Annotated in this window: 18 protein-coding genes; 13 read left to right on the forward strand and 5 right to left on the reverse strand. The window is 65.6% G+C overall.

The window, feature by feature from the left end; all coding sequences use genetic code 11:
* The 12 genes from B2X67_RS15810 to B2X67_RS15865 all read left to right on the forward strand — a co-directional run.
* A partial coding sequence (locus B2X67_RS15810) for a 4-alpha-glucanotransferase (RefSeq protein ID WP_286786062.1) occupies positions 1–274 on the forward strand: 274 nt, incomplete at its 5' end.
* Positions 275–3,079, forward strand: a complete 2,805-nt coding sequence (locus tag B2X67_RS15815) for a malto-oligosyltrehalose synthase (protein WP_286786063.1) — start codon at positions 275–277, stop codon at positions 3,077–3,079. It abuts the gene before it with no gap.
* Between the two features lie 17 nt (positions 3,080–3,096).
* Entirely contained in the window at positions 3,097–3,465 is a 369-nt protein-coding gene (locus tag B2X67_RS15820; RefSeq protein WP_286786064.1) for a DUF2934 domain-containing protein, read from the forward strand.
* 42 nt (positions 3,466–3,507) lie between these two features.
* The gene (gene glgX / locus B2X67_RS15825; protein WP_273230705.1) at positions 3,508–5,664 is read left to right on the forward strand and encodes a glycogen debranching protein GlgX; all 2,157 of its coding nucleotides are present in this window, start codon (positions 3,508–3,510) and stop codon (positions 5,662–5,664) included.
* Positions 5,661–6,686: an acyl-CoA dehydrogenase gene (locus B2X67_RS15830; protein ID WP_376747751.1), complete on the forward strand. Its 1,026-nt coding sequence runs from the start codon at positions 5,661–5,663 to the stop codon at positions 6,684–6,686. The genes glgX and B2X67_RS15830 overlap by 4 nt, the downstream gene beginning before the upstream one ends.
* Positions 6,683–7,441, forward strand: a complete 759-nt coding sequence (locus B2X67_RS15835) for a PIG-L deacetylase family protein (RefSeq protein WP_286786065.1) — start codon at positions 6,683–6,685, stop codon at positions 7,439–7,441. Before B2X67_RS15830 ends, B2X67_RS15835 begins: the two co-directional genes overlap by 4 nt.
* Complete coding sequence (locus B2X67_RS15840; protein ID WP_286786066.1) at positions 7,438–8,037, forward strand: class I SAM-dependent methyltransferase; 600 nt, start codon at positions 7,438–7,440, stop codon at positions 8,035–8,037. The genes B2X67_RS15835 and B2X67_RS15840 overlap by 4 nt, the downstream gene beginning before the upstream one ends.
* Positions 8,038–8,204: 167 nt before the next feature.
* Positions 8,205–8,618 (forward strand): CBS domain-containing protein, encoded by a 414-nt coding sequence (locus tag B2X67_RS15845; protein ID WP_286786067.1) that lies wholly within the window; start codon positions 8,205–8,207, stop codon positions 8,616–8,618.
* A 37-nt stretch (positions 8,619–8,655) separates the two neighbouring features.
* Positions 8,656–9,441, forward strand: a complete 786-nt coding sequence (locus B2X67_RS15850; RefSeq protein ID WP_286786068.1) for an endonuclease/exonuclease/phosphatase family protein — start codon at positions 8,656–8,658, stop codon at positions 9,439–9,441.
* Entirely contained in the window at positions 9,438–10,676 is a 1,239-nt protein-coding gene (gene clsB, locus B2X67_RS15855) for a cardiolipin synthase ClsB (RefSeq protein ID WP_273230696.1), read from the forward strand. The genes B2X67_RS15850 and clsB overlap by 4 nt, the downstream gene beginning before the upstream one ends.
* Positions 10,673–11,662 carry a lysylphosphatidylglycerol synthase domain-containing protein gene (locus B2X67_RS15860; protein ID WP_286786069.1) on the forward strand — a complete coding sequence of 330 codons (990 nt, stop codon included), beginning with the start codon at positions 10,673–10,675 and terminating at the stop codon, positions 11,660–11,662. The genes clsB and B2X67_RS15860 overlap by 4 nt, the downstream gene beginning before the upstream one ends.
* 120 nt (positions 11,663–11,782) lie before the next feature.
* Complete coding sequence (locus B2X67_RS15865) at positions 11,783–12,040, forward strand: DUF1652 domain-containing protein (RefSeq protein ID WP_286786070.1); 258 nt, start codon at positions 11,783–11,785, stop codon at positions 12,038–12,040.
* Between the two features lie 137 nt (positions 12,041–12,177).
* Here B2X67_RS15865 and glgB read toward each other — a convergent pair whose 3' ends face one another.
* The 5 genes from glgB to B2X67_RS15890 form a co-directional block, all read right to left on the reverse strand.
* Entirely contained in the window at positions 12,178–14,391 is a 2,214-nt protein-coding gene (gene glgB, locus B2X67_RS15870; protein WP_286786071.1) for a 1,4-alpha-glucan branching protein GlgB, read from the reverse strand.
* Positions 14,388–17,720 carry a maltose alpha-D-glucosyltransferase gene (treS, locus tag B2X67_RS15875; RefSeq protein WP_286786072.1) on the reverse strand — a complete coding sequence of 1,111 codons (3,333 nt, stop codon included), beginning with the start codon at positions 17,718–17,720 and terminating at the stop codon, positions 14,388–14,390. The genes glgB and treS overlap by 4 nt, the downstream gene beginning before the upstream one ends.
* Before the next feature lie 61 nt (positions 17,721–17,781).
* Positions 17,782–19,785 carry an alpha-1,4-glucan--maltose-1-phosphate maltosyltransferase gene (locus B2X67_RS15880; protein WP_286786073.1) on the reverse strand — a complete coding sequence of 668 codons (2,004 nt, stop codon included), beginning with the start codon at positions 19,783–19,785 and terminating at the stop codon, positions 17,782–17,784.
* Positions 19,786–20,024: 239 nt separating this feature from the next.
* On the reverse strand, positions 20,025–20,969 hold the full coding sequence (locus B2X67_RS15885) for a Ku protein (protein ID WP_286786074.1): 945 nt from the start codon (positions 20,967–20,969) through the stop codon (positions 20,025–20,027).
* Positions 20,970–21,130: 161 nt separating this feature from the next.
* Positions 21,131–22,144, reverse strand: a complete 1,014-nt coding sequence (locus tag B2X67_RS15890; protein ID WP_286786075.1) for a zinc-dependent alcohol dehydrogenase family protein — start codon at positions 22,142–22,144, stop codon at positions 21,131–21,133.
* Positions 22,145–22,370: 226 nt separating this feature from the next.
* On the opposite strand from B2X67_RS15890, the gene B2X67_RS15895 reads away from it, so the two are divergent.
* Positions 22,371–23,288, forward strand: a complete 918-nt coding sequence (locus B2X67_RS15895) for a LysR family transcriptional regulator (RefSeq protein WP_273230685.1) — start codon at positions 22,371–22,373, stop codon at positions 23,286–23,288.
* The last annotated feature ends 136 nt before the right edge of the window (positions 23,289–23,424 follow it).

Raw genomic sequence — 23,424 nt, forward strand, 5'->3', positions numbered from 1 at the left:
CTGCGATCTGCCCGCCGACGTCACCGCGCAGTCCCCCGCGCTGGGTGACGCCGCGGCCGCCTTCATCGGCCTGACGCCCGCGCCGCTGGCGTTGCTGCCGATGGAGGACGTGCTCGGCCTGGAAGAGCAACCCAACCTCCCCGGCACCACCGACGAACACCCGAACTGGCGGCGCCGCTGGGAAGGCGACTGCGCCGACCTGCTCGACGCCCCGCTACCCCGCCAGCGCCTGCTGGTTCTCGACAAGGCCCGCCACCAAACGGAGCAACACTAGATGAAGCCACTCAGCGCCACGCTGCGCTTGCAGTTCCATAAAGGCTTCACGTTGGACGATGCCGTCCCGCTGGTCGACTACTTCGCCAGCCTGGGCATCAGCCACCTTTATGCCTCGCCCCTGCTTACAGCCCGCCCCGGTTCGATGCACGGCTACGACGTCGTCGACCCCACCGCGATCAACCCGGAACTCGGCGGCGAAGCCGCGCTGCATCGCCTGGTCGCGGCGCTGCGCGAGCGCGGCATGGGGCTGATCCTCGACATCGTGTCCAACCACATGGCCGTGGGCGGATCGAACAATCCCTGGTGGCTCGACGTGCTCGAGTGGGGCACCCGCAGCCCCTACGCGCAGTTCTTCGACATCCAGTGGAATTCGCCCGACCCCTTGCTGGAAGGACAATTGCTGGTGCCCTTCCTGCGCTCCGACTACGGCGAGGTGCTGCAGGCCGGCGAGATCGTCGTTCGGTTCGACGCCGCCAGTGGCGCGTTCTACGCGGAGCACTACGAGCACCGCTTCCCGATCAGCCCGCCCAGCTATGTCGAGCTGCTCAGCGGCAGCGGTAACCCCGAGTTGATCGCGCTCGGCGAACGCTTCGCCACCCTGCGCGAGCAGGAAAATCCCTACCAGTGCGCCAAGGAACTGCGCGCCGAGCTGGCCGAGGCCGCGAGCCGGGGCGATGCCGCCGAGGATATCCAGCGCATGCTGGCGCGCTTCGACGCCACCCAGCCAGACGGCTTCCAGCGCCTGCATGCCCTGCTCGAACGCCAGCACTACCGCCTGGCGAGCTGGCGCACGGCTGGCGACGACATCAATTGGCGGCGCTTCTTCGACATAAACGAGCTCGGCGGTCTGCGCGTCGAGCGGCCGATGGTGTTCGAGGAAACCCACGCGAAAATCTTCGAGCTCGTCGCCAACGGACAGGTCGACGGCCTGCGCATCGACCATGTCGACGGCCTGGCCAACCCGCGCGGCTACTGTCGCCAGCTGCGTCGGCGTGTCGAACGGCTGATCGCCGGGCGCCCGTCAGAGACCGCCCTGGAGCACTTCCCGATCTACGTCGAGAAAATCCTCGGCCCCGAGGAGCAACTGCAACGCGACTGGGGCGTAGACGGCACCACCGGCTACGAATTCATGAACCAGGTGTCGCTGCTGCAGCACGACCCGGCTGGCGAGGCGGTGCTCGGCGAACTGTGGAGCCGGGTCAGCGAGCGCACGGCGGATTTCATGGAGGAAGTGCGCGCCGCCAAGCAACTCGTCGTCACCGGTTCCCTGGCCGGCGACTACGAGACGGTCGCTCAACTGCTGCTGCAGGTCGCCCGTGGCGACCTGATGACCCGCGACCTCACGCTCGGCGCGATCCGCCGCGCGCTGCTCGAACTGATCGTGCATTTCCCGGTGTACCGCACCTACATCGGCGCCACCGGCCGCCGAGAATCGGACGAACCGTTTTTCCAGCAGGCGCTGGAAGGCGCGCGCACCACGCTCGGTGAGGCCGACTGGCCGCTGCTCGCGCGCCTGGAGCGCTGGCTCGGCGGCGAACCGTTGCGCGACGTGCCGCCGGGGCCGATCCGGGCCGCCCGCAAGCAGGCCTGCGTGCGTTTCCAGCAGCTCACCTCGCCGGCGGCGGCCAAGGCGGTGGAGGACACCGCCTGCTACCGCAGCGCCGTGCTGCTCTCGCGCAACGACGTCGGCTTCGACCCGCAGCTGTTCAGCGCCTCGCCCCAGGCCTTCCACGCCGCCGCGCTGGAGCGTGCCGAGGCGTTTCCGCGCAACCTGCTGACCACTGCCACCCACGACCACAAACGGGGCGAGGACACCCGGGCGCGGATCACCGTGCTCAGCGAGCGTGCGTCCTGGTTCGCCGAGCAGGTGGACCGCTGGCTGGAAATGGCCGCACCGCTGCGCGCGGACCTCGCCGATGGCGTCGCGCCGTCGCCCGGTGACGAGCTGATGCTGATGCAGATCCTGCTCGGCAGCTGGCCGCTGGACCTCGATCCCGACGACGATGCCGGCATGCAGGAGTACGCAGGGCGGATCGGCCAGTGGCAGGAGAAGGCCGTCCGCGAAGCCAAGCTGCGCAGCACCTGGAGCGCGCCCAACGAGGCGTACGAAGGCGCCTGCCGCGCCTATCTGGAGCGTCTGTTGCAACAGGACGAAGGCGCGCAGTTGCGTCGCGAGATCGCCGCGGCGGCGATGAGCATCGCCCCGGCCGGCGCACTCAATGGTCTGGTCCAGACCTTGCTGCGAATGACGGCGCCCGGCGTGCCCGATCTGTACCAGGGCGCCGAGTTCTGGGACTTCAGCCTGGTCGACCCGGACAACCGCCGCCCGGTCGACTTCGTCGCCCGCCGCCAGGCCCTCGCCGCCGAGCGAGGTCCCGCCGAGCGGAGTCCCGCCGAACTGATTGCCAGCTGGCGCGATGGACGTATCAAACAGTGGCTGATCGCCCAGACGTTGCAGCTGCGTGCGGAGCTGCCGGAACTGTTCACGGCAGGTGATTACCTGCCGCTGGAGGTGCATGGCGAGCAGGCGGAGCGCGTTCTCGCGTTCGCCCGCCGCCATGAAGGGAGGAGCGTCGTGGTCATAGTGCCGCGGCTGACGTTCACGCTGCTCGGAGGTGGTGATAATCCGGCCATCGCGCCCGATAGCTGGGGCGATACCTACGTGCAACTGCCTGAAAGTCTGGCGAATCGGGGGCTGAGGGGACTTTTTGACGGTGGCGCAGTCACACACAACGAGCAGGTGCGGCTTGCCGAGGTCCTGGCTACGTTTCCGCTAGGCATTTTGCGATCTGAACCAACGTAAAACATGGAGACTTCAACATGAGTGCTAAAGACGAGCGTATACGCGAATTCGCCTACCAGATCTGGGAGTCCGAAGGCCGCCCAGACGGTCAGGAGGAGCGGCACTGGGAGATGGCCCGCAAGCTGGCCGCCGCCGAGGCGCTGCCCGCGAGCAAGGCCAAGGCTCCGGCCAAGCCGCGCAAGGCCAGCAAGCCCAAGGCAGCACCGGAACCCGCAGCCGCCGCACCCGCTGCCGGCGCCAGCGAGAAGCCTGCCCTGGTGAAGAAGCCGCGCAAGCCGGCCGAGCCCAAGTCGAGCGCGCCCAAGGAGGCCAAACCAGCTGCGCCGAAACCCGCCGCTTCCAAGCCCGCCAAGCCGGCTGCCAAGCCAACCGCCCCTAAAGCCTGAACGTCCCTTGCAGTGCGCTTGCCATTGCGCATAGGAGAAAGCATGAGTACTGAGCGTAAAGCCGCTGCATCCGTGACCAGCCCTTCGCGAATACGCGAGGGGCTGCCCCATCCTCTCGGCGCGACTTGGGATGGATTGGGCGTGAATTTCGCGATCTTTTCCGCGCACGCCACCAAGGTCGAACTCTGTCTGTTCGACGAAACGGGCGAAGTGGAACTCGAACGCATCGAACTGCCCGAGTACACCGACGAGATCTGGCATGGCTACCTGCCTGACGCCCATCCCGGACTGATCTACGGCTACCGCGTGCACGGGCCCTACGAGCCGAGCGAAGGCCACCGTTTCAACCCCAACAAACTGCTCATCGATCCCTACGCCAAGCAGCTCATCGGCGAGCTGAAATGGTCGGAGTCGCTGTTCGGCTACACCATCGGCCACAAGGACGGAGACCTCAGCTTCGACGAGCGCGACAGCGCGCCCTTCGTGCCGAAGTGCAAGGTGGTCGACCCGGCATTCACCTGGGGCGACGACCGCCCGGTACGTGTGCCGTGGGACCGCACGATCATCTACGAAACCCACGTTCGCGGGTTCACCAAGCGCCATCCGGACGTGCCGGAAAACCTCCAGGGCACCTTCGCCGGGCTGATGCACGAGTCCGTCGTCAAGTACATCCGCAAGCTCGGCGTGTCCTCGGTGGAACTGCTGCCGATCCATGGCTTCGTCCAGGACCAGCATCTGCTGGAAAAGGGCATGTCCAACTACTGGGGCTACAACAGCATCGCGTTCTTCGCACCGCATGCGAAGTACCTGGCGGGCAGCAGCATCAGCGAGTTCAAGCAGATGGTCGCGCACCTCCACGATGCCGGCCTCGAAGTGATCCTCGACGTGGTCTACAACCACACCGCCGAGGGCAACGAGCTCGGCCCGACGCTGTCGATGCGCGGCATCGACAACGCCAGCTACTACCGCCTGATGCCGGACGACAAGCGCTACTACATCAACGATTCGGGCACCGGCAACACCCTCGACCTCTCGCACCCCTGCGTGCTGCAGATGGTCACCGACTCGCTGCGCTACTGGGCCGGCGAGATGCACGTGGACGGTTTCCGCTTCGACCTGGCGACCATTCTGGGTCGCGAGCACGACGGCTTCGACGAGCGCCACGGCTTCCTGGTCGCCTGTCGCCAGGACCCGCTGCTGAGCCAGACCAAGCTGATCGCCGAGCCCTGGGACTGCGGCCCCGGGGGCTATCAGGTGGGCGGCTTCCCGCCGGGCTGGATGGAGTGGAACGACCGTTTCCGCGACACCGTGCGCTCGTTCTGGAAAGGCGACGAGGGCAAGCTGTCCGAGTTCGCCAAGCGCATCACTGCCTCGGGCGACATGTACAACCAGCGTGGTCGCCGGCCATTCGCCTCGGTCAACTTCATCACCGCCCACGATGGCTTCACGCTGCACGACCTGGTGTCGTACAACGACAAGCACAACGAGGACAACGACGAGAACAATCAGGACGGCAGCAACAACAACCTGTCCTGGAACCACGGCGTCGAGGGCCCCACCGACGATCCGGAAATCCGCGCGCTGCGGCTGCGCCAGATGCGCAACTTCATGGCCACCCTGTTGTTCTCGCAAGGCACGCCGATGCTGGTCGCCGGTGACGAATTCGCCCGTACCCAGCATGGCAACAACAACGCCTACTGCCAGGACAGCGAGATCGGCTGGATCGACTGGAACCTCGATGAAGACGGCGAAGCCCTGCTCGCCTTCGTTCGTCAGGCGATCCAGCTGCGCTTGAAGTACCCGATGCTGCGTCGCGGGCGTTTCCTGGTCGGCGCCTACAACGAGGAACTGGGCGTCAAGGACGTCACCTGGGTCGCGCCGAATGGCGAGGAAATGACCGTCGAGCAATGGCACGACCCGCACGGCAAATGCCTCGGCATGCTGCTCGACGGCCGCGCCCAGCCGACCGGCATCCGCCGCGCCGGCGCCGACGTCACCCTGCTGCTGATCTTCAACTCGCACTTCGACGTGGTGAATTTCCGCCTGCCAGCGGTGCCCGAGGGCGAGCACTGGACCTGCCTGGTGGATACCAACCGCGCGGACGCCAGCGGTGAGGAACTCTTCGAGTTCGACACCGAGTACGGCATCACCGGCCGCTCGCTGTTGCTCTTCGAACTGCAGAAGGTGAAGTCGGCGTGAATGAACGGGCTCTGTTGCCCGCAGCGCTGGGCGAATGGCTGAACGGCCGCGAGGATGGCCACGCGGGGCTGGGCGAGTTGATCGCCTGCCTGCGCGAGCTGCGCCTCGCCGGCCTGGACGATCTACCTCTGCCCGGTTCCGGGCAGACCCTCCAACGCTGGCGCGCGCTCTCCTGCGTCGCCAGCCATGACCTCAACCTGTGCAAGCTCTACGAAGGCCACACCGACGCGTTGGCGGTGATGGCCGAACTGGGCGCGCCGGCGCCGGAGGAAGATTCGCTGTGGGGCATGTGGGCGGCCGAACCGCCGCAGGCCAAGGTGCGCATCGTTGCCGAGTCCGGTGGCGAAGTGCGCCTGGACGGCACCAAGGCCTGGTGCTCGGGTGCCGACCAGCTCACCCACGGCCTGCTCACCGCCTGGAACGCCAACGGCGAGCAGCAGCTGGTGGCGGTGAAGATGGACCAACCCGGCATCAGCACCAACAGCGCTAGCTGGCAGGCGATCGGCATGGGTGCCACGCAGAGCGTCGAGGTCAGTTTCCGCCGTGCCCATGGCGTGCTCGTCGGCGGGCCGGGCGATTACCTTCGTCGTCCCGGATTCTGGCAGGGCGGTGGCGGCATCGCGGCCTGCTGGCACGGTGCGGCTCAGGCCCTGGCGGAATACCTGCGCGGCCAGGGCCGTCGTGGCGAGCCGCACACGCTGGCCCATCTGGGCGCGGTGGACGCGGCCTTGCAGGCCAGTGCTGCACTGCTGCGCGATTGTGCCGAGTGGATCGATCGCAACCCCACCGCCAGCGCCGAATTGGCGGTCCGCCGTTCCCGTGCCGTGTGCGAGGACGCCGCGGAGTCGCTGCTGCGGCACGTCGGCCGCGCGCTCGGCGCTGCGCCGCTGTGCCTGAACCGGCGCTACGCCCGGCTGGCCACCGATCTGCCGGTGTTCCTGCGCCAGAGCCATGCCGAACGCGACCTGGCCGCACTCGGCGAACTGGTGGTGAGGGATCCGGCGGGCAGCTGGCTGCTATGAAGGCCAATCCCATCGTCGGCAGCGGCACCTCGATCGAGGCCTGGGCCGGCTCCCGGCACCTGGCGGAAGTGGAAGAAATCGACCTGCAGCATCTGGTCTCGGCCGGCAGTCGCGCGGTGATCGTCGCGCCGCATCCGGACGACGAGGTGCTGGGCTGCGGCGGTCTGTTGCAGGCGCTGTCGCGCGCCGGCAATCCGCTTCTGCTGATTTCCGTCACCGACGGCGATGCCAGCCATCCCGGCTCGCGGCGCTGGCCGGTGGAACGGCTGGTCCAGGCCCGCCCGCTGGAAAGCGCCGAAGCGTTGCGTCGGCTGCAGATCGATGTCGACGCGTTGCCGTGGATTCGCGCGGCATTGCCCGACAGCGCCGTGGCCTCCCGGGAAGACGAATTGCAAGCCCTCATCGCCGAGGCCTTGCAGCCGGGCGACGTGGTTTTCGCCACCTGGCGCGAGGACGGCCACTGCGACCACGAAGCGGTCGGACGCGCCGCGGCGGCGGCTGCGCGCGCGGCAGGTGCCCGCCTGGTGGAAGTACCGATCTGGGCCTGGCACTGGGCGGACCCGGAGGACCCACGCCTGCCCTGGCAACGCGCCCGCAAGATGGTCATCGACGAGGCCATGCTCGCGCGCAAGCGCCAGGCCATGCAGGCGCACGCCAGCCAGTTGGAAGGCGATCCCGACATTAATCTGCCACCGGTGCTGGACGCGCATGCGCTCGAGCGCCTGTTGCGACCCTTCGAGGTGTTCTTCCTATGAGCGTGGGCGATGCCTATTTCGATGAGTTGTTCGCCGGCAACGACGATCCCTGGGCGTTTCGCCAGCGCTGGTACGAGCGTCGCAAGCGCGCCCTGACCCTGGCCGCCCTGCCCCGCGACCGCTTCGCCGCGGCCTTCGAACCCGGCTGCGCCAATGGCGAACTGAGCGCGGAACTGGCCGAGCGTTGCGACAGCCTGCTCTGCGGCGATACCTCGGCCGCCGCCGTTCGACTGGCGCGCCAGCGTCTGGAAGCGTTCCCCCATGCCCGCGTCGAGCAGATGCGTCTGCCGCAGGGCTGGCCGGAGCAGCGTTTCGACCTGATCGTCCTCAGCGAGGTCGGCTACTACCTGGCCCAGGACGATCTCCTGGCCCTGGCCGAATGCATGCGCTCGTCGCTCACCGAGGACGGAATTCTCGTCGCCTGCCACTGGCGGCATCCCATCGACGGCTGCCCGCTGATGGGCGACCAGGTGCATCAGCTACTTGGCGACGCCCTGCAGATGGAATGCCTGATGACCCACACCGAGCCGGATTTCGTCATGCAGTCGTGGTCGCGCGACGGCACCAGCGTGGCCGCGCGCGAAGGCCTGGCCTGATCCAGGGTTCGGCTCGCCGAATCGTCGCCCCCCCGTCATCGCCCTCTGGCACGTCTCGTGCCGGAACCCTGCTCCTCCTGATCAGTCGGAATAACTAGGCGCCCATCGCGGGTGCAGCCTGCGGCCTTGCGGCCGCAGCGCCGGTTCTTATGCAAAGGAGCGAGCCCATGAAGATCAAGCAGATCATGACCCGCAACGTGCAGACCCTGCGTCCGGAGCAGAGCATCCGCGATGCGGCGACGCTGATGGCGCGGATCGACACTGGCGCCCTTCTGGTTCACGAGAACGGCCGTCTGGTGGGCATGGTGACGGACCGCGACATCACCCTGCGCGCCGTCGCCGAAGGGCTCGACGCTGCGACGCCGGTTCGCCGGATCATGAGCTCGGGCGTGCGCTACTGCTTCGATGACGAAGACGTGCAGCAGGTCGCCCGCAACATGGCGCACAACCAGATGCGCCGTCTGCCGGTGCTCAATCGTGAGAAACGCCTGGTCGGCGTGGTGTCGCTCGGCAACATCGCCAGCACCTTCAGTGATCGCGCCCAGAGCACCGTGCTGCTTGGTGTGGCCCAGGCCCATTGAGCGCCCCGCCCCGGCAAAGACGCCAAGGAGTTCAGATTTGAATTTGCAAAGCTCCCAACTGGATGCGCACCTGGCGAGTTCGGTGCATTCGCTCAAGGTGCTGACGGTGAACACGCACAAGGGTTTCACGCTGTTCAATCGGCGCTTCATCCTGCCCGAGCTGCGCGATGCGGTGCGCAGCATTTCTGCCGACATCGTGTTCCTGCAGGAAGTCCACGGCACCCATGAGAAGCACGCGCTGCGGTTTCCCGACTGGCCGGCCACCTCGCAGTACGAGTTTCTCGCCGACAGCATGTGGAGCGACTTCGCCTACGGCCGCAACGCGGTCTACCAGGATGGCGACCACGGCAACGCGCTGCTCTCCAAGTTTCCGATCCTGCGCTACCAGAACCTCGACGTGTCCATCAGCGGTCCGGAGCGGCGCGGGCTGCTGCACTGCGAGTTGCAGGTGCCCGGTCACGACGCCTTCCACGCCATCTGCGTTCACCTCGGCCTGCGCGAGGCGCACCGCCAGCAGCAGCTGGGCCTGCTCTGCGAACTGATCTCCAGCCTGCCGCCGGATGCGCCGGTGGTGGTGGCCGGCGACTTCAACGACTGGCGGCTCAAGGCCAGCCCGGTGCTGGAGCGCGGCGCGAACATGCACGAGGCCTTCGCCCAGGCGCACGGCATCGTCGCCAGGAGCTTCCCGGCGCACTGGCCGCTGCTGCGCCTGGACCGCGTCTACGTGCGCAACGCCACCACGCGCAACCCGCAGGTTCTGTCGAACCGGCCCTGGTCGCACTTGTCAGACCATGTACCCCTGGCCGTGGAGATCCACCTATGAAATTCAGCTGGCGTGATGGAAACCGCCTGCAGCTGCTGGAAAACGGTGAGGAATTCTTCCCACGCGTATTCGAGACGATTCGTCAGGCGAAGAAGGAAGTTCTGCTGGAGACCTTCATCGTCTATCAGGACAAGGTCGGTAACGAACTACGCGACGTGTTGATCGACGCCGCCCAACGCGGCGTGCGCGTCGACATCACGCTGGACGGCTATGGCTGCGCGGACCTCACCCCGGACTACATCGCCGGGCTGACCTCCGCTGGCGTGCGCCTGCACCTGTTCGACCCGCAGCCCAAGTTCCTGGGCATGCGCACCAATCTGTTCCGCCGCCTGCATCGCAAGATCGTGGTGATCGACGGGGAGCGCGCCTTCATCGGCGGAATCAACTACTCCGCCGATCATCTCGCTGACTTCGGCCCGGAAGCCAAGCAGGACTATGCCGTGGAGATCGAAGGGCCGGCCGTGGACGACATCCATCGCTTCGCGCTGAAGACCATCGCCCCCCGCGAGCATCCGAAGCGCTGGTGGCAGCGCCGCGTACAGGAGTCCATCGGCCGAACCTACAACCACAGCCGCGGCAACGCCCGCGTACTCCTGGTCACCCGCGACAACGAGAACCATCGAAATGACATCGAGGAGCACTACCTCGAGGCGATCCGTTCGGCGCGCAGCCATCTGCTGATCGCCAACGCCTACTTCTTCCCCGGTTATCGCGTGCTGCGAGAGATTCGCAACGCGGCCCGCCGCGGGGTGCGCGTGCGTCTGGTGCTGCAGGGCCAGCCGGACATGCCGATCGCCAAACTCGCCGCGCGAATGCTCTACAACTACCTGCTGCGCGACGGCGTGCAGATTCTCGAATATTGCCAGCGTCCGCTGCACGGCAAGGTGGCGCTGGCCGACCACGATTGGTCCACCGTGGGTTCCAGCAACCTCGACCCGCTGAGTCTGTCGCTGAACCTTGAAGCCAACGTGATCATTCGCGACCCGGTGTTCAACCGGCACCTGCACGAGCGGCTGGACCTGCTCATTCAGGACCACTGCAAGACGGTTCCCCTGGAGCGCATGGTGCGCGGGTATTTCTGGCGCGCCCCTCTGGTGTTCCTGATATTCCACTTTCTGCGCTATTTCCCCTCGATGATCGCCAAGCTCCCGGCCAGTAAGCCGCGCCTCGCCCTTGTCGAACCTCCGACGGTGGAATCCCCCGCCGTCGCCAACCTGCAGCGAGACGGTCAATGAGCGCATCCAGCGAAACCCGCCAGTCCTCGTTCGCCGAGCGCCATCGATGGTGGCCGATCGCCAAGAAACTGCTGACCTATGCGTTCTTCATCATGGTGGTGGTGCTGCTGGTCGCCCTGGCGAAGAAGGTCGACTGGGACGAGGTGATCACCACCCTGCGCGCATACAGCATGAAGACGCTGTTGCTCGCCGGCCTGGCGACGCTAGGCAGCTACCTCGTCTACACCAGCTTCGACCTGCTCGGGAAACGCTACACGCGGCATAGCCTGCCGGCGTCGCAAATCCTGCCGGTGACCTTCGTTTGCTATGCCTTCAACCTCAACCTCAGTGCCTGGGTCGGTGGCATCGCCTTCCGCTACCGACTGTACTCGCGCCTCGGCCTGAAGAATTCGGTGATCACCCAGATCTTCACCTTGAGCCTGATGACCAACTGGCTCGGCTACATGGCGCTGGGCGGGACTGTGTTCGCCCTGGGCTGGGTGAAAATGCCGGAGAGCTGGTCCATCGGTACGGGCACGCTGCGTCTGATCGGTGTCCTGCTGGTCGCGGTGACGCTGATCTACCTCGGCCTCTGCGCCTTCTCCAAGCGCCGTTCCTGGACGATCCGGGGGCACGAAATCGGCCTGCCCTCATTGCGCATGGCCGCCAGCCAGCTGGTGGTTGGCGGCTGCAACTGGGGGCTGATGGCGCTGGTGGTGTACATCATGTTGCAGGACAAGGTCGATTATCCAACCGTGCTGGGCGTCCTGCTGATCAGCAGCATCGCCGGTGTCGTCACGCACATTCCCGCGGGATTGGGCGTGCTGGAGACGGTTTTCGTGACCTTGCTGCAGGGGCAGGTTTCCAAGGGCAGCATGCTCGCCGCGCTGATCGGCTATCGGGTGCTTTACTTCCTGATCCCGCTGCTGATCGCCTCGCTGGTGTACCTCCTGCTGGAGTCCCAGGCGAAGAAACTGCGCAACATGAACAGCGACAAGCAGGGCTGATTCTCACCCGGAATGGTCGCCCGGTAGGTGCACCAGCGGGCGGAACGCTGGTTCGTTTCGTTGAAATGTCACCAAATGCGGCTAGCCTTGTTGGACACTACGAATGTGGATGAGCCAACAATGATGACGATATCTTTTCAGGAGGCTCGGCAAATCATCGAGCTGTCCTTCGTGCCGCTTGCCTGCGAATGCAAGGAAGAGGAACAGGGCATTACTGTCCGTTTGTTCCACGCGCAAAGCGGCGAGCCGCAACTGGTGGTCACAGCCATAGCGCCCGAACGCTACGCCACCATCCGTGCGATTTCCCAGTTGGTCCTGGAGATTCGCCAGGAGCTGTCCGTCGCCAAACTCCGCAAGCAGATGAGCTACAGCCTTTAAGCCTCTGCCCGGCCGTGTTCACGGTCGGGCTTTCGCCCTTCCCGTCCCGACCCATCCGTAAATGCAAAACGCCGGACGATAATGTCCGGCGTTTGCTTTTCAGCGGAAGGCGCGCCAGCCCGGCGCGCGAGAGTCGATCAGGCGGGGCGCAGGATCAGCACGCCAAGCGGTGGCAGGTTGAGTGACAGCGACTGCTTCTCCCCATGGCTGTCGATGCTTTCGGCGAGGATCGCCCCTGAATTGCCCAGGTTCGAGCCGGCGTAGCATTCGGCGTCACTGTTGAACAGCTCCTGCCAGTTGCCTTCACGCGGCACACCGATGCGATAACCGTGACGTGGCACCGGCGTGAAGTTGGCGACCACCAGCAAGGGCTCGCCCGCCAGGCTCCAGCGCAACCAGGCGTAAACACTATTCCCCGAGTCGTCCCCGATCAGCCACTGGAAGCCTTCCGCATCGCAGTCGCGCTCGTGCAACGCGGGCTGCTCGCGATACAGCCGGTTGAGGTCGCTGACCAGGCGCTGCACGCCCTGGTGATCGGCGTACTTCGTCAGGTACCAGTCCAGCTCGCGGTCGTGGCTCCATTCGCGCCACTGGCCGAACTCGCAGCCCATGAACAGCAGCTTCTTGCCCGGATGCGTCCACATGAATGACAGGTAGGCACGCAAGTTGGCGAACTTCTGCCAGCGGTCGCCGGGCATCTTGTCGATCAGCGAACGTTTGCCGTGCACCACTTCGTCATGGGAAATCGGTAGCACGAAGCGTTCGGAGAAGGCGTACAGCAGGCCGAACGTCAGCTTGTCATGGTGATAGCGCCGGTTGATCGAATCTTCTTCGATGTACTTGAGGCTGTCGTGCATCCAGCCCATGTTCCATTTGTAATCGAAGCCCAGCCCGCCTTCAGACGTCGGCTTGCTGACGCCCGGCCAGGCGGTGGATTCCTCGGCGATCACCAGGGCGCCGGGCGCCTCGACGTTCACCACATCGTTCAGGTGGCGGAGGAAGTCGATGGCTTCGAGGTTCTCGCGCCCGCCGAAACGGTTCGGAACCCATTCGCCCTGCTTGCGCGAATAGTCACGGTAGAGCATCGAGGCCACCGCATCCACACGCAACGCGTCGATGTGGAAATCCTTCAGCCAGTGCAGCGCCGAAGCGATCATGAAACCGTGCACCTCGGTGCGGCCGAGGTTGTAGATGTAGGTTTCCCAATCCTGGTGGAAGCCTTCGAGCGGGTTTTCGTACTCGTACAACGCCGTGCCGTCGAAACGCGCCAGGCCGTGCGGGTCGGTGGGGAAATGCGCGGGCACCCAGTCGAGAATCACACCGATGCCGGCACCGTGGCAGGCGTCGACGAAGGCGGTGAAGTCCTGTGGCGTGCCGAAGCGTCCGCTCGGGGCGAACTGCGACAGCGGCTGGTAACCCCAGGAGCCGCCGAACGGGTGTTCCATGATCGGCAGCAGTTCGATGTGGGTGAAGCCCATTTCCTGGACATAGGGAATCAGCCGTTCAGCCAGTTCCCGCCAGTTGTAGAGGCGCCCTTCGTCACCGCCCTCGCGGCGCCAGGAGGCGGCGTGCAGTTCGTAGATCGACAAGGGGGCGCTCAGCGCCTGGCGCTGCCCGCGTTGGTCCATCCACTCGCGGTCCTGCCAGTCGTGGCGCAGCGGCGCGGCGACGATGGACGCGGTGCTGGGCGGCGTCTCCGTGGACAGCGCCATCGGGTCCGCCTTCAGCGGCAGCACGCCGTCCTGGCCGAGCAGCTCGAACTTGTAGGGTTCGCCGGGCTGCAGCCGCGGGATGAAGATCTCCCATACCCCGCTCGGATGGCGCAGGCGCATTGGGTGGCGACGACCGTCCCAGCCGTTGAAGGCGCCGACCACCGAGACCCGCCGGGCATTGGGCGCCCACACGGCGAAGCGCACGCCTTCGACGTCGCCGAGCGTGACCACCTGCGCGCCGAGGCAGCGCCCGAGGTCGCGGTGATTGCCTTCGGCGAACAGGTAGAGGTCCATTTCTCCCAGCAGCTCACCATAGCTATAGGGGTCTTCGGTGATCTGCTCGCCGGTCGCCCAGCGGATGTGCAGCAGGTACGGCTGGGCGATGTCGAGACGGCAGAAATACAGGCCGGGAGCCTGCGCCTGGTCCATCGCGCAGATGCGGTTGCCGGTGTCGCGTTCGAGGACATCCACCCCCAGCGCGTTGGGCAGGTAGGCGCGGATGATCAGCCCGTCGCGGTCCGGGTGTGGGCCGAGAATCGAGAACGGGTCGCCATGCTCGGCGCGAATCAGCGCCTCCACGGCGGAATCGTCGGGCAGCAGGCCGACCCCTGGGAGGGAAATGGCCGGGCGGTCACTCATGAGTTGGTGTCTCCATCGGATAGCTGTTGCGCCAGGTCGAGCAGGCCCTGCACCGGCACGCTTAACCACGCCGGGCGGTTCTCGGCTTCGTAGGCAATCTCGTAAGCGGCCTTCTCGAGGCTGAACAATACCAGCGCAGCCTCGTCTCCACCCTCCTCTGACCACGCGTGCGGCAAATCGGCAGCGGCGGCCCGGTAGGCTTCGAGGAAAACCAGACCAGCCGTCTGCTGATAGGTCTCGGCGATCTTGCGTCGGGCGGCATCAGCCTCGGCGGAAACGTCCGCCGTATGTGTGCTCCTGATCGCCATCGCGGCGGCGTAGTCGAACGAGCGCAGGATGCCGCTGACGTCCTTGTACGGGCTGTGCTTGGCGCGCCGCTCCGCCAGCGACCGAGCCGGCTCGCCCTCGAAGTCGATGAAGTAGGCATCGCCTTTCACCACCAGCACCTGGCCGAGGTGCAGGTCGCCATGCACGCGGATGCGCAGGCCGCCCACCGCCCGCTTGGCCAGCGTATCGACGGCGCCGAGCAGGCGTTTGCGTTGCTTGAGCAGCGCGGCGATGGCCTCGCCGGTTTCCGCGTCGACAGCGCTGCGGCCTTCGAGAAGGGAGAATGCATGTTCGAGCTGCTGGCGAATGCTCTTCGCCAGGGCGGCGCCGTCCTTCTTGCTGGTCGGCTCCGCCTTGAAGTCGGCATTGTCGGTCGGCACGGCGAGCACCTTGTGCATCTCGCCCAGGCGCTGCCCGAGCAGGCGCGAAAAATCCTGCAGTTCCGCGAGGGTGCTGTACTGGTTCTCGTGGCCGGAGAGCCCGCCAGCGATCTCATCACGGATCGCCCGTTCCAGGCTGTTCTGCGTCCATTCCCAGGCATCGCCCTGGTTGGCCATGTAGCGCTGCAGGATCATCAGCACGTGGCCTTCGCCGTTGGCGTCGATGCGCTGCACTTCGCCCAGCACCGCGGCGATGTTGGGGAATTCCCCGGCGGTGAGGTACAGGCCCATCTCCAGTTCCGGATGCACACCGGCGGACACGCGGCGCAACAGCTTGAGCACCATCGAGTCGCCGATCACCACCGAGCTGTTGGATTGCTCGGCGGACAGGTAGCGCACGCTGGACTCGGCGGGTTCCTCGATGGCCGCCAGCTGCGGCGTAGGCACGAAGCGGATTTCGCCGGCCTCGCTGCTCACCTGCTGCTCGCCGCGCAACGCCTGGAGCACCGAACGGACGAAGCTCTCCAGGGTGAAGGCGTCGGTCAGCAGGCCGACCTGGCGACCGCGGCGCACGCGCGCCAGCGCGAGTTGCTGCGGCAGCGCGGCGCCGAATTCCTCTTCCGGCAGGAAGCCGAGCGGCAGCTGGAAGCGGCTGGTGGCGGTATCGGTTTCCACCTCGATCTCGCTGAGCAGCATCGGCCGTGGGCCGTCGTTCAGGCGCGTCGCGTAGGCGATCCTGACGTTCCTGATCACCGAATCCTTGCCGGGGAACCAGCGCCGCTTGGGCAGATAGGCCGGCAGCGAGGTGCCTTCCAGCACGCCGCGCGACGGCTCCTCGAGCAGTTCCTCGACGCGGCGCTTGAGCACCAGCGTCGGGAAGTCCGGCATCGTTTCGACCGGAACCTGGTGCCAGCTTGGCATGGTCGCCTCGGAGGCCAGCAGGAACCAGTAGAAGCCATAGGGCGGCAGCGTCAGCAGGTACGGCAGTTGACCGATGGGCGGGAAGGCGCTGCCACCGAGCATTTCCACCGGTACCCGGCCTTCCAGCGCGGACAGGTCCAGCTCGACGGCCTGGGCGGCGCGGGACACGTTGGCCACGCAGAGGATGGTTTCGTGTTCGCCGTTGGGGCCGTCGAACTCGCGCAGGTAGGCGAGGATGCGCCGGTTGCTCGGCGCCAGCATCTTCAGCGTGCCGCGGCCGAAGGCCTTCTGCTGCTTGCGCACGGCGAGCATGCGCCGCGTCCAGTTGAGCAGCGAATGCGGATCGCGCGACTGTGCCTCGACGTTGATCGCCTGGTAGCCGTACAGCGAATCCATGATCGAGGGCAGCACCAGGCTGGCCGGGTCGGCGCGCGAGAAGCCGCCGTTGCGGTCCACCGACCACTGCATCGGCGTACGCACGCCGTCACGGTCGCCCAGGTGGATGTTGTCGCCCATGCCGATCTCGTCGCCGTAGTACAGCGTCGGGGTGCCCGGCATCGACAGCAGCAGGCTGTTGAGCAACTCGATGCGCCGGCGGTCGCGCTCCAGCAGCGGTGCCAGGCGGCGGCGGATGCCCAGGTTGATGCGTGCGCGGCGGTCGGCGGCATAGTAGTTCCACAGGTAGTCGCGCTCACGGTCGGTGACCATTTCCAGGGTCAGCTCATCGTGGTTGCGCAGGAAGATCGACCATTGGCAGTTGGCCGGGATTTCCGGGGTCTGGCGCAGGATGTCGGTGATCGGGAAGCGGTCTTCCTGGGCGATCGCCATGTACATCCGCGGCATCAGCGGGAAGTGGAACGCCATGTGGCACTCGTCGCCGTCGCCAAAGTACAGCTGGGTGTCTTCCGGCCACTGATTGGCCTCGGCCAGGAGCATGCGGTCCGGATAGTTGGCGTCGATCTCGGCGCGGATCTGCTTGAGCACCGCATGGGTCTCCGGCAGGTTCTCGTTGTTGGTGCCGTCGCGCTCGATCAGGTAGGGAATCGCGTCCAGGCGCAGGCCGTCGATACCCATGTCCAGCCAGTAGCGCATGATCGAGATCACCGCCTTCATCACCTGCGGGTTGTCGAAGTTCAGATCCGGCTGGTGCGAATAGAAACGGTGCCAGAAGTACTGCTGGGCGACCGGGTCCCAGGTCCAGTTGGATTTCTCGGTATCGAGGAAGATGATCCGCGTGCCGTCGTACTTCTGGTCGGTATCGGACCAGACGTAGAAGTCGCGGGCCTTGGAGCCTTTCTTCGCCTTGCGCGCGCGCTGGAACCACGGGTGCTGGTCCGAGGTGTGGTTGATGACCAGCTCGGTGATCACCCGCAGCCCGCGGGCATGCGCCTCGGCGATGAAGCGGCGGGCGTCGGCCATGGTCCCGTAGTCGGGATGGATGCCACGGTATTCGGCGATGTCGTAGCCATCGTCGCGGCGCGGCGAGGGGTAGAACGGCAGCAGCCAGATGGTGTTCACGCCGAGTTCGGCGATGTAGTCGAGCTTCTCGATCAGGCCGGGGAAATCGCCGATTCCGTCGTTGTTGGAGTCGTAGAAGGATTTCACATGGACCTGGTAGATGACCGCGTCCTTGTACCAGAGCGGATCATCGATGAACGCGGCAGGCTTGCGGGAACGTGGGCTTTTCTTGGGCTTCGCCATCGTGGCTTTCCTTCTTGGCCGGGCGCGCGGCGCCCGAAATCTCGCTGTGAGGCGGTTGGGTTCAGTTCGCGCTGATGCGCCAGATTCCGAACGGCTGGTGCCAGGGTTCGATGCGCATCCACTGGTTCTTGCCGTGCCAGGTCCAGCGGTGGCCGGTCATCAGGTCTTCACCGTGGGTGTCTGCATGGTCGGGCAGGCCCAGTTCCCAGAGCGGCAACTCGAAGTGCGCTTCCTGGGCGTTGAACGGATCGAGGCAGACGGCGACCAGGATGAAGTTGGAACGATCCGCCGTGCGCTTGCCGAAGTAGAAGATGTTGTCGTTCCAGGCGGTGTAGGCCTGGAAGCCCAGGTGCGTCTGCAGCGCGGGGTTCTGCCGGCGAATGCGGTTGAGCTGGGCGATCTCGGCGCTGATGTTGCCGGGCGCGGTGTAGTCGCGCGGGCGCAGCTGGTACTTCTCGGAGTCCAGGTACTCTTCCTTGCCCGGTATCGGCGCGGCCTCGCACAGCTCGAAGCCGGAATACATGCCCCACAGGCCGGAGCCCATGGTCGCCAGGGCGGCGCGGATGAGAAATCCGGCGCGCCCGCTTTCATGCAGGAACACCGGGTTGATATCCGGCGTGTTGACGAAGAAATTCGGTCGGTAGCAGTCGCGCAGCGGCGGTTGGTTCAGCTCGGTGTAGTAGCTGGTCAGCTCGTCCTTGGTGGTGCGCCAGGTGAAGTAGGTGTAGCTCTGGTTGAAGCCGGCCTTGCCCAGGCGCGCCATCATCGCCGGCTTGGTGAAGGCCTCAGCGAGGAACAGCACCTCGGGATGCTTGTGGCGGATATCGGCGATCAGCCACTCCCAGAAGGGCAGCGGCTTGGTGTGCGGGTTGTCGACGCGGAAAATCTTAACGCTCTCTTCCACCCAGCCGGCCACCACGTCGCGCAGGGCGATCCACAGGTCGGGCATGGCGTCTTCGGCGTAGAAGTCGACGTTGACGATGTCCTGGTACTTCTTCGGCGGGTTCTCCGCGTAGCGAATGGTCCCGTCCGGACGCCAGGCGAACCAGCCCGGATGCTCCTTGAGCCAGGGATGGTCCTGGGAACACTGGATGGCGAAATCCAGAGCGATCTCCAGGCCGTGCTCCGCCGCCGCGGCTACCAGCTCGCGGAAATCCTCGCGGCTGCCGAGTTGCGGATGGATCGCCTCGTGGCCACCGTCGGCGCTACCGATGGCATACGGGCTGCCGGGATCGTCCGGCCCGGCGAACAGGGAGTTGTTCGGGCCCTTGCGATGCGCCCGGCCGATCGGATGGATCGGCGGGAAGTACAGAACATCGAAGCCCATGTCGCGGATGCGCGGCAACTGGCCGATGACATCGTTGAAGGTGCCGTGGCGCGCCGGGTCGTCGGTCTGCGAGCGCGGGAACAGCTCGTACCAGCTGGCGAACTGGCTTTGCGTGCGCTCCACCTCCAGCGGGAACACGTTGCTGCGCACCAGGTGCTTCTTTTCGTCCGCCTCGGCCATCGCCTGCGCCGCCTCGTCGGAGAGCAGCACGGCGACCCTGGCGGTCTGGTCCGGCGCCGTGCCGAACTTGTCCAGCAGTCCGCTGATCACGTCGCGGGCCTGGCCCTGGGCGAAGCCGAAGACGCGCATCAGGTGCGCGCGACCTTCCTCGATTTCGAGGTCGATGGACACGCCGGCTGCGTGCTTCTTGCTCAACTCGTAGCGATAGGACTCGAACAGGTCCCACCAGGCTTCGACGACGAAATGGTGGCGACAGACGCGGATCGGCGTGAAGTGCCCCTGCCAGGCGTCGTTGCCCAGCTCGGCGAGCGGCACCCGGTGCCACTCGGTTTCGTCGTCGGCGCGCCAGGCGATGCAGGCGCCGAGCTTGTCGTGGCCATCGGCGAAAATCTTCGCGTCGACGATCACCGGTTGTCCGGCGATGGTCTTGGCGGCGAAACGGCCCTCATCGAGCGTGGGCTGACACGCTTCGATGGCGATTCGTGGCAGTTGCAGGGCGCGATCCAGCGTCAGCAGAGTGCCCTGTTCGCGTGGATCGTGGATGGGAGCATCTGGCATCGAGCGACTCCTGAATGGCGCATCGGGTGAACTGCTTCGCCTGCCGCCCTGGCAAGAAGCTGATCGTTGAAGGCGGTAGGAGAGGCCGAAAAGAGATGGCCGCGGTGCGCTGCGACCCTGTTAATTCCGAACGGGAGGCCTGACAAAAGTTCCTCCTGCGCGACGCCCGTCGCTGCCACCGATGGATCGGCGAGGCCTCTGCGGCGCGGGCGTTCGGCCATTCTCCGACAGCCGCCCGCTCAACTGGCCTTTTTCTTCGTTGTACGGCTTGCGGCCGGTTTCGTCGCCGTTTTGGCCGCCGGTTTGCGCGCCGGTTTTTCGGCTTTTTCGGCTTTCTCGGTCTTTTCGGTTTTCTTTAGCGCCGCCTTCGCCGCCGGCTTGCTCGCGGCGGGCTTGGCGCCGAGGCTGCGCTTGAGCAGTTCGGTCAGGTCGATCACGTCGGCGCTGCGACGCTCGCCACCGTCTTCGTCGGGCTCGCTGACGGCTTCCACCTTGCCCTCCTTCGCCTTCTGCTCCACCAGCGCCATGATCTGTTCCTGGAAGGTGTCCTTGTACTGTTCCGGCTGCCAGTCCTCGCTCATTTCCTCGATGAGCCGGGTCGCCATGTCCAGTTCACGCTTGGCCAGGTCGGGCTTGATCGCCTCGTCCTTCAGTTCGAGTGCCTCGATCCCGCGGACCTCGTCGGCCCAGCGCAGGGTGTTGAGCACCAGCGCCTCGCCCAGCGGCATGACCACCGCCAGGTGCTGTTTGGTGTGCAGCACGACATTCGCCAGGCCGACCTTGCCGGTGGCTACTAGCGCCTCGCGCAGCAGCGCGTAAACCTTCTCGCCGCGGCGGTCGGGTGTCAGGTAGTACGGCGTATCGATGAACAGGAAGGGGATTTTCTCGGCATCGACGAAGGCGACGATATCCACGGTCTGGGTGACTTTCGGGTGCGCGGCGCGGATTTCCTCCTCGCTGATCACCACGTAGTTGCCCTTCTCCAGCTCGACGCCCTTGACGATGTTTTCCTTCTCGATGTCCTTGCCGGTGACCTTGTTGATCCGCTTGTAGCCCACCGGGTCCATGCTGCGCTTGTCCAGCCAGTCGAAGTCGACGCCCTGGCGCGTAGTCGCCGGCACCAGCGCCACGGGAATGTGCACCAGGCCGAAACTCACCGCGCCCTTCCAGATTACCCTCGGCATGTCGCTCTCCTCGTTTCTCACGTCCTATGAGGAGTGGGCCGGGCGAAAAAAAGTTTCGCCGGGACGACCAGCCGTCAGGCGCCGCCGTCCGGGCTACCGCGGCTTCCGGCGCGCAAAAAAAATGCCGCCCGAAGGCGGCATTGTGTATCACGAAACGCGCATCAGACCTTCAGCACGACCCGGCCACGGCAGTCGCCGCTTTCCAGGTACTGGTGCGCCGCGACCACGTCGTCGAACGCGAAGACCTTGTCGATGTTCGCCCGCAGCAGCCCGTCGCGGGTCAGCTGGTTGATCTGCGCCAGCGCCCGCTCGACCACCTCGTGGTCCGGCTGGATGCCCAGCTCCGGGCTGCCGGTGAAATCCACCAGGCAGTGCACGAAGAACTTGAAGTTCTTCTCGAACGCCGCACAGGCCGGAAACGGTGTCTGGTTGCCGCCGTTCAGTCCGTAGAGGATCAGCTTGCCGCGCGGCGCCATGATGTCGCCGAGCAGGCCCATCTGCGGGCCGCCGCAGGCATCCAGCACCACATCCACGCCGTGCCCGTCGGTGAGCTTCTTGAGGCGTCCGACCAGGTCTTCTTCCTCGGTGGCGATGACCTTGTCGGCGCCGAGGCCGATCAGGTAGTCGCGATCGTCCGAGGTGTCGCTGGTGGCGAACACCTGGGCGCCCAGCGCCTTGGCCATCTGGATCGAGGATGGCCCCGAACAGTGGCTGGCATCGGTGATCAGTACCCGCTGGCCGGCCTTCATTCGCGCCAGCTCGGTGAAGCCCAGGAAGGCGATCAGCAGCGGCATGTAGTGCACCGCGGCCTGCTCGGCGCTGAGCACGTCCGGATAATGGGTCAGCGAAGTGCTCGGCATCAGCATGCATTCGCCATACGCCGGATACTCGTTGACGCTGTGGCCCAGGAAGCTCGCGACACGGTCGCCGACCTTGAAACGAGTGACTTCGCTACCGATCGCGATGACCTCGCCGGCCAGCTCGCTGCCGAGCCCCGCGGGGAGTTGCGCATGCTGCGGTGCCAGGTCCTGGCGCCAGAGCACATCGCCCCAATTGACGCCGATCGCCTCGACACGCACCAGCACTTCACCGGCATTCGGCTGGCGAACAGACTGTTCTTCGATCCTCAGCACATCGGCCGGACCGAACTGGTGGAAACGGATCACGCGGTTCATCGCATACCTCGAATTCACTCTCAATGCCTACGGACTTTATCCGTTGAAGGGAGGCAACTCTACCTGTCGGCATCGATAGTGGTCATGCCTGGCAGTGATTCGATGTGCCGGCAGGCTGCAAAAAAGCCTTCAAATCCAGGCCCGGCTGAGTAAGATGCCGAAACGAAAAAAATGCCCGGCGTACGTCCGGGAGCCCCGCCTAGACCCCGTGCCGCGAGTGAAGGGAATGAACCGCAACGACTTGCGTCGCCTCGACCTCAACCTGCTGATCGTCTTCGAGACGCTGATGCACGAGCGCAGTGTGACCCGCGCCGCGGAGAAGCTGTTCCTCGGTCAGCCGGCGATCAGCGCGGCGTTGTCCCGCCTGCGCAGCCTGTTCGACGACGCCTTGTTCGTGCGCACCGGACGCAGCATGGAACCGACCGCGCGGGCGCAGGAAATCTTCGCCCTGCTCTCGCCGGCGCTGGATTCGATTTCCACTGCGGTCAGCCGTGCCAGCGAGTTCGAGCCGTCCACCAGCAACCTGGTGTTCCGCATCGGCCTCTCCGATGAAGTCGAGTTCGCCCTGCTGCCGCCGCTGCTGCGCCGCATCCGAACCGAGGCCCCCGGCGTGGTGCTGGTGGTGCGTCGCGCCAACTACCTGTTGATGCCGAACCTGCTGGCCTCGGGCGAGATTTCCGTTGGCGTCAGCTACACCGACGAGCTGCCGGCCAACGCCAAGCGCAAGGTCCTGCGCCGCAGCAAACCCAAGGTGCTGCGCGCCGACTCGATTCCCGGCCCGTTGACGCTGGAGGATTTCTGCTCGAGGCCGCACGCGATGGTCTCGTTCGCCGGGGACCTCAACGGCTTCATCGACGAGGAACTCGAACTGGTCAACTGCAAGCGCCGCGTGGTGCTCGCCGTGCCTCAGTTCAACGGCCTGAGCACGCTGATCGCCGGCACCGACATCATCGCCACTGTGCCGGACTACGCCGCCGACGTGATGGCCGCCGGAGGCGGGCTGCGCGTCGAGCCGCTGCCGTTCGACAGCACCCGCTCCTTCGAGCTGTCGATGGCCTGGCGCGGCGCCCAGGACAACGACCCGGCCGAACGCTGGCTGCGTTCGCGCATCCAGATGTTCATCGGTGATCCGGACAGCCTCTGACCGGCAACCGCGGGCGATTCGACGCGCGCGGAAACACCTGTGATGGAACTATCGATATCGCGAGATGTATCCATCAGCCATATCGATAATCACATTCGGCTCGTTCGATTCGCCTAGCCGTGGCCTCCGAAGCAGA

Origin of the sequence: Pseudomonas sp. UBA3153, from assembly GCF_002364635.1 — a bacterium.
Classification (GTDB): Bacteria; Pseudomonadota; Gammaproteobacteria; order Pseudomonadales; family Pseudomonadaceae; genus Pseudomonas_O; species Pseudomonas_O kuykendallii.

Excerpts from the sequence above, each read along its gene's own strand:
- B2X67_RS15815 (WP_286786063.1), top strand. The coding sequence starts at position 275 with ATGAAGCCACTCAGCGCCACGCTGCGCTTGCAGTTCCATAAAGGCTTC.
- B2X67_RS15820 (WP_286786064.1), top strand. The coding sequence starts at position 3,097 with ATGAGTGCTAAAGACGAGCGTATACGCGAATTCGCCTACCAGATCTGG.
- glgX (WP_273230705.1), top strand. The coding sequence starts at position 3,508 with ATGAGTACTGAGCGTAAAGCCGCTGCATCCGTGACCAGCCCTTCGCGA.
- B2X67_RS15835 (WP_286786065.1), top strand. The coding sequence starts at position 6,683 with ATGAAGGCCAATCCCATCGTCGGCAGCGGCACCTCGATCGAGGCCTGG.
- B2X67_RS15840 (WP_286786066.1), top strand. The coding sequence starts at position 7,438 with ATGAGCGTGGGCGATGCCTATTTCGATGAGTTGTTCGCCGGCAACGAC.
- B2X67_RS15845 (WP_286786067.1), top strand. The coding sequence starts at position 8,205 with ATGAAGATCAAGCAGATCATGACCCGCAACGTGCAGACCCTGCGTCCG.
- clsB (WP_273230696.1), top strand. The coding sequence starts at position 9,438 with ATGAAATTCAGCTGGCGTGATGGAAACCGCCTGCAGCTGCTGGAAAAC.
- B2X67_RS15860 (WP_286786069.1), top strand. The coding sequence starts at position 10,673 with ATGAGCGCATCCAGCGAAACCCGCCAGTCCTCGTTCGCCGAGCGCCAT.
- B2X67_RS15865 (WP_286786070.1), top strand. The coding sequence starts at position 11,783 with ATGATGACGATATCTTTTCAGGAGGCTCGGCAAATCATCGAGCTGTCC.
- glgB (WP_286786071.1), bottom strand. The coding sequence starts at position 14,391 with ATGAGTGACCGCCCGGCCATTTCCCTCCCAGGGGTCGGCCTGCTGCCC.
- treS (WP_286786072.1), bottom strand. The coding sequence starts at position 17,720 with ATGGCGAAGCCCAAGAAAAGCCCACGTTCCCGCAAGCCTGCCGCGTTC.
- B2X67_RS15880 (WP_286786073.1), bottom strand. The coding sequence starts at position 19,785 with ATGCCAGATGCTCCCATCCACGATCCACGCGAACAGGGCACTCTGCTG.
- B2X67_RS15885 (WP_286786074.1), bottom strand. The coding sequence starts at position 20,969 with ATGCCGAGGGTAATCTGGAAGGGCGCGGTGAGTTTCGGCCTGGTGCAC.
- B2X67_RS15890 (WP_286786075.1), bottom strand. The coding sequence starts at position 22,144 with ATGAACCGCGTGATCCGTTTCCACCAGTTCGGTCCGGCCGATGTGCTG.
- B2X67_RS15895 (WP_273230685.1), top strand. The coding sequence starts at position 22,371 with ATGAACCGCAACGACTTGCGTCGCCTCGACCTCAACCTGCTGATCGTC.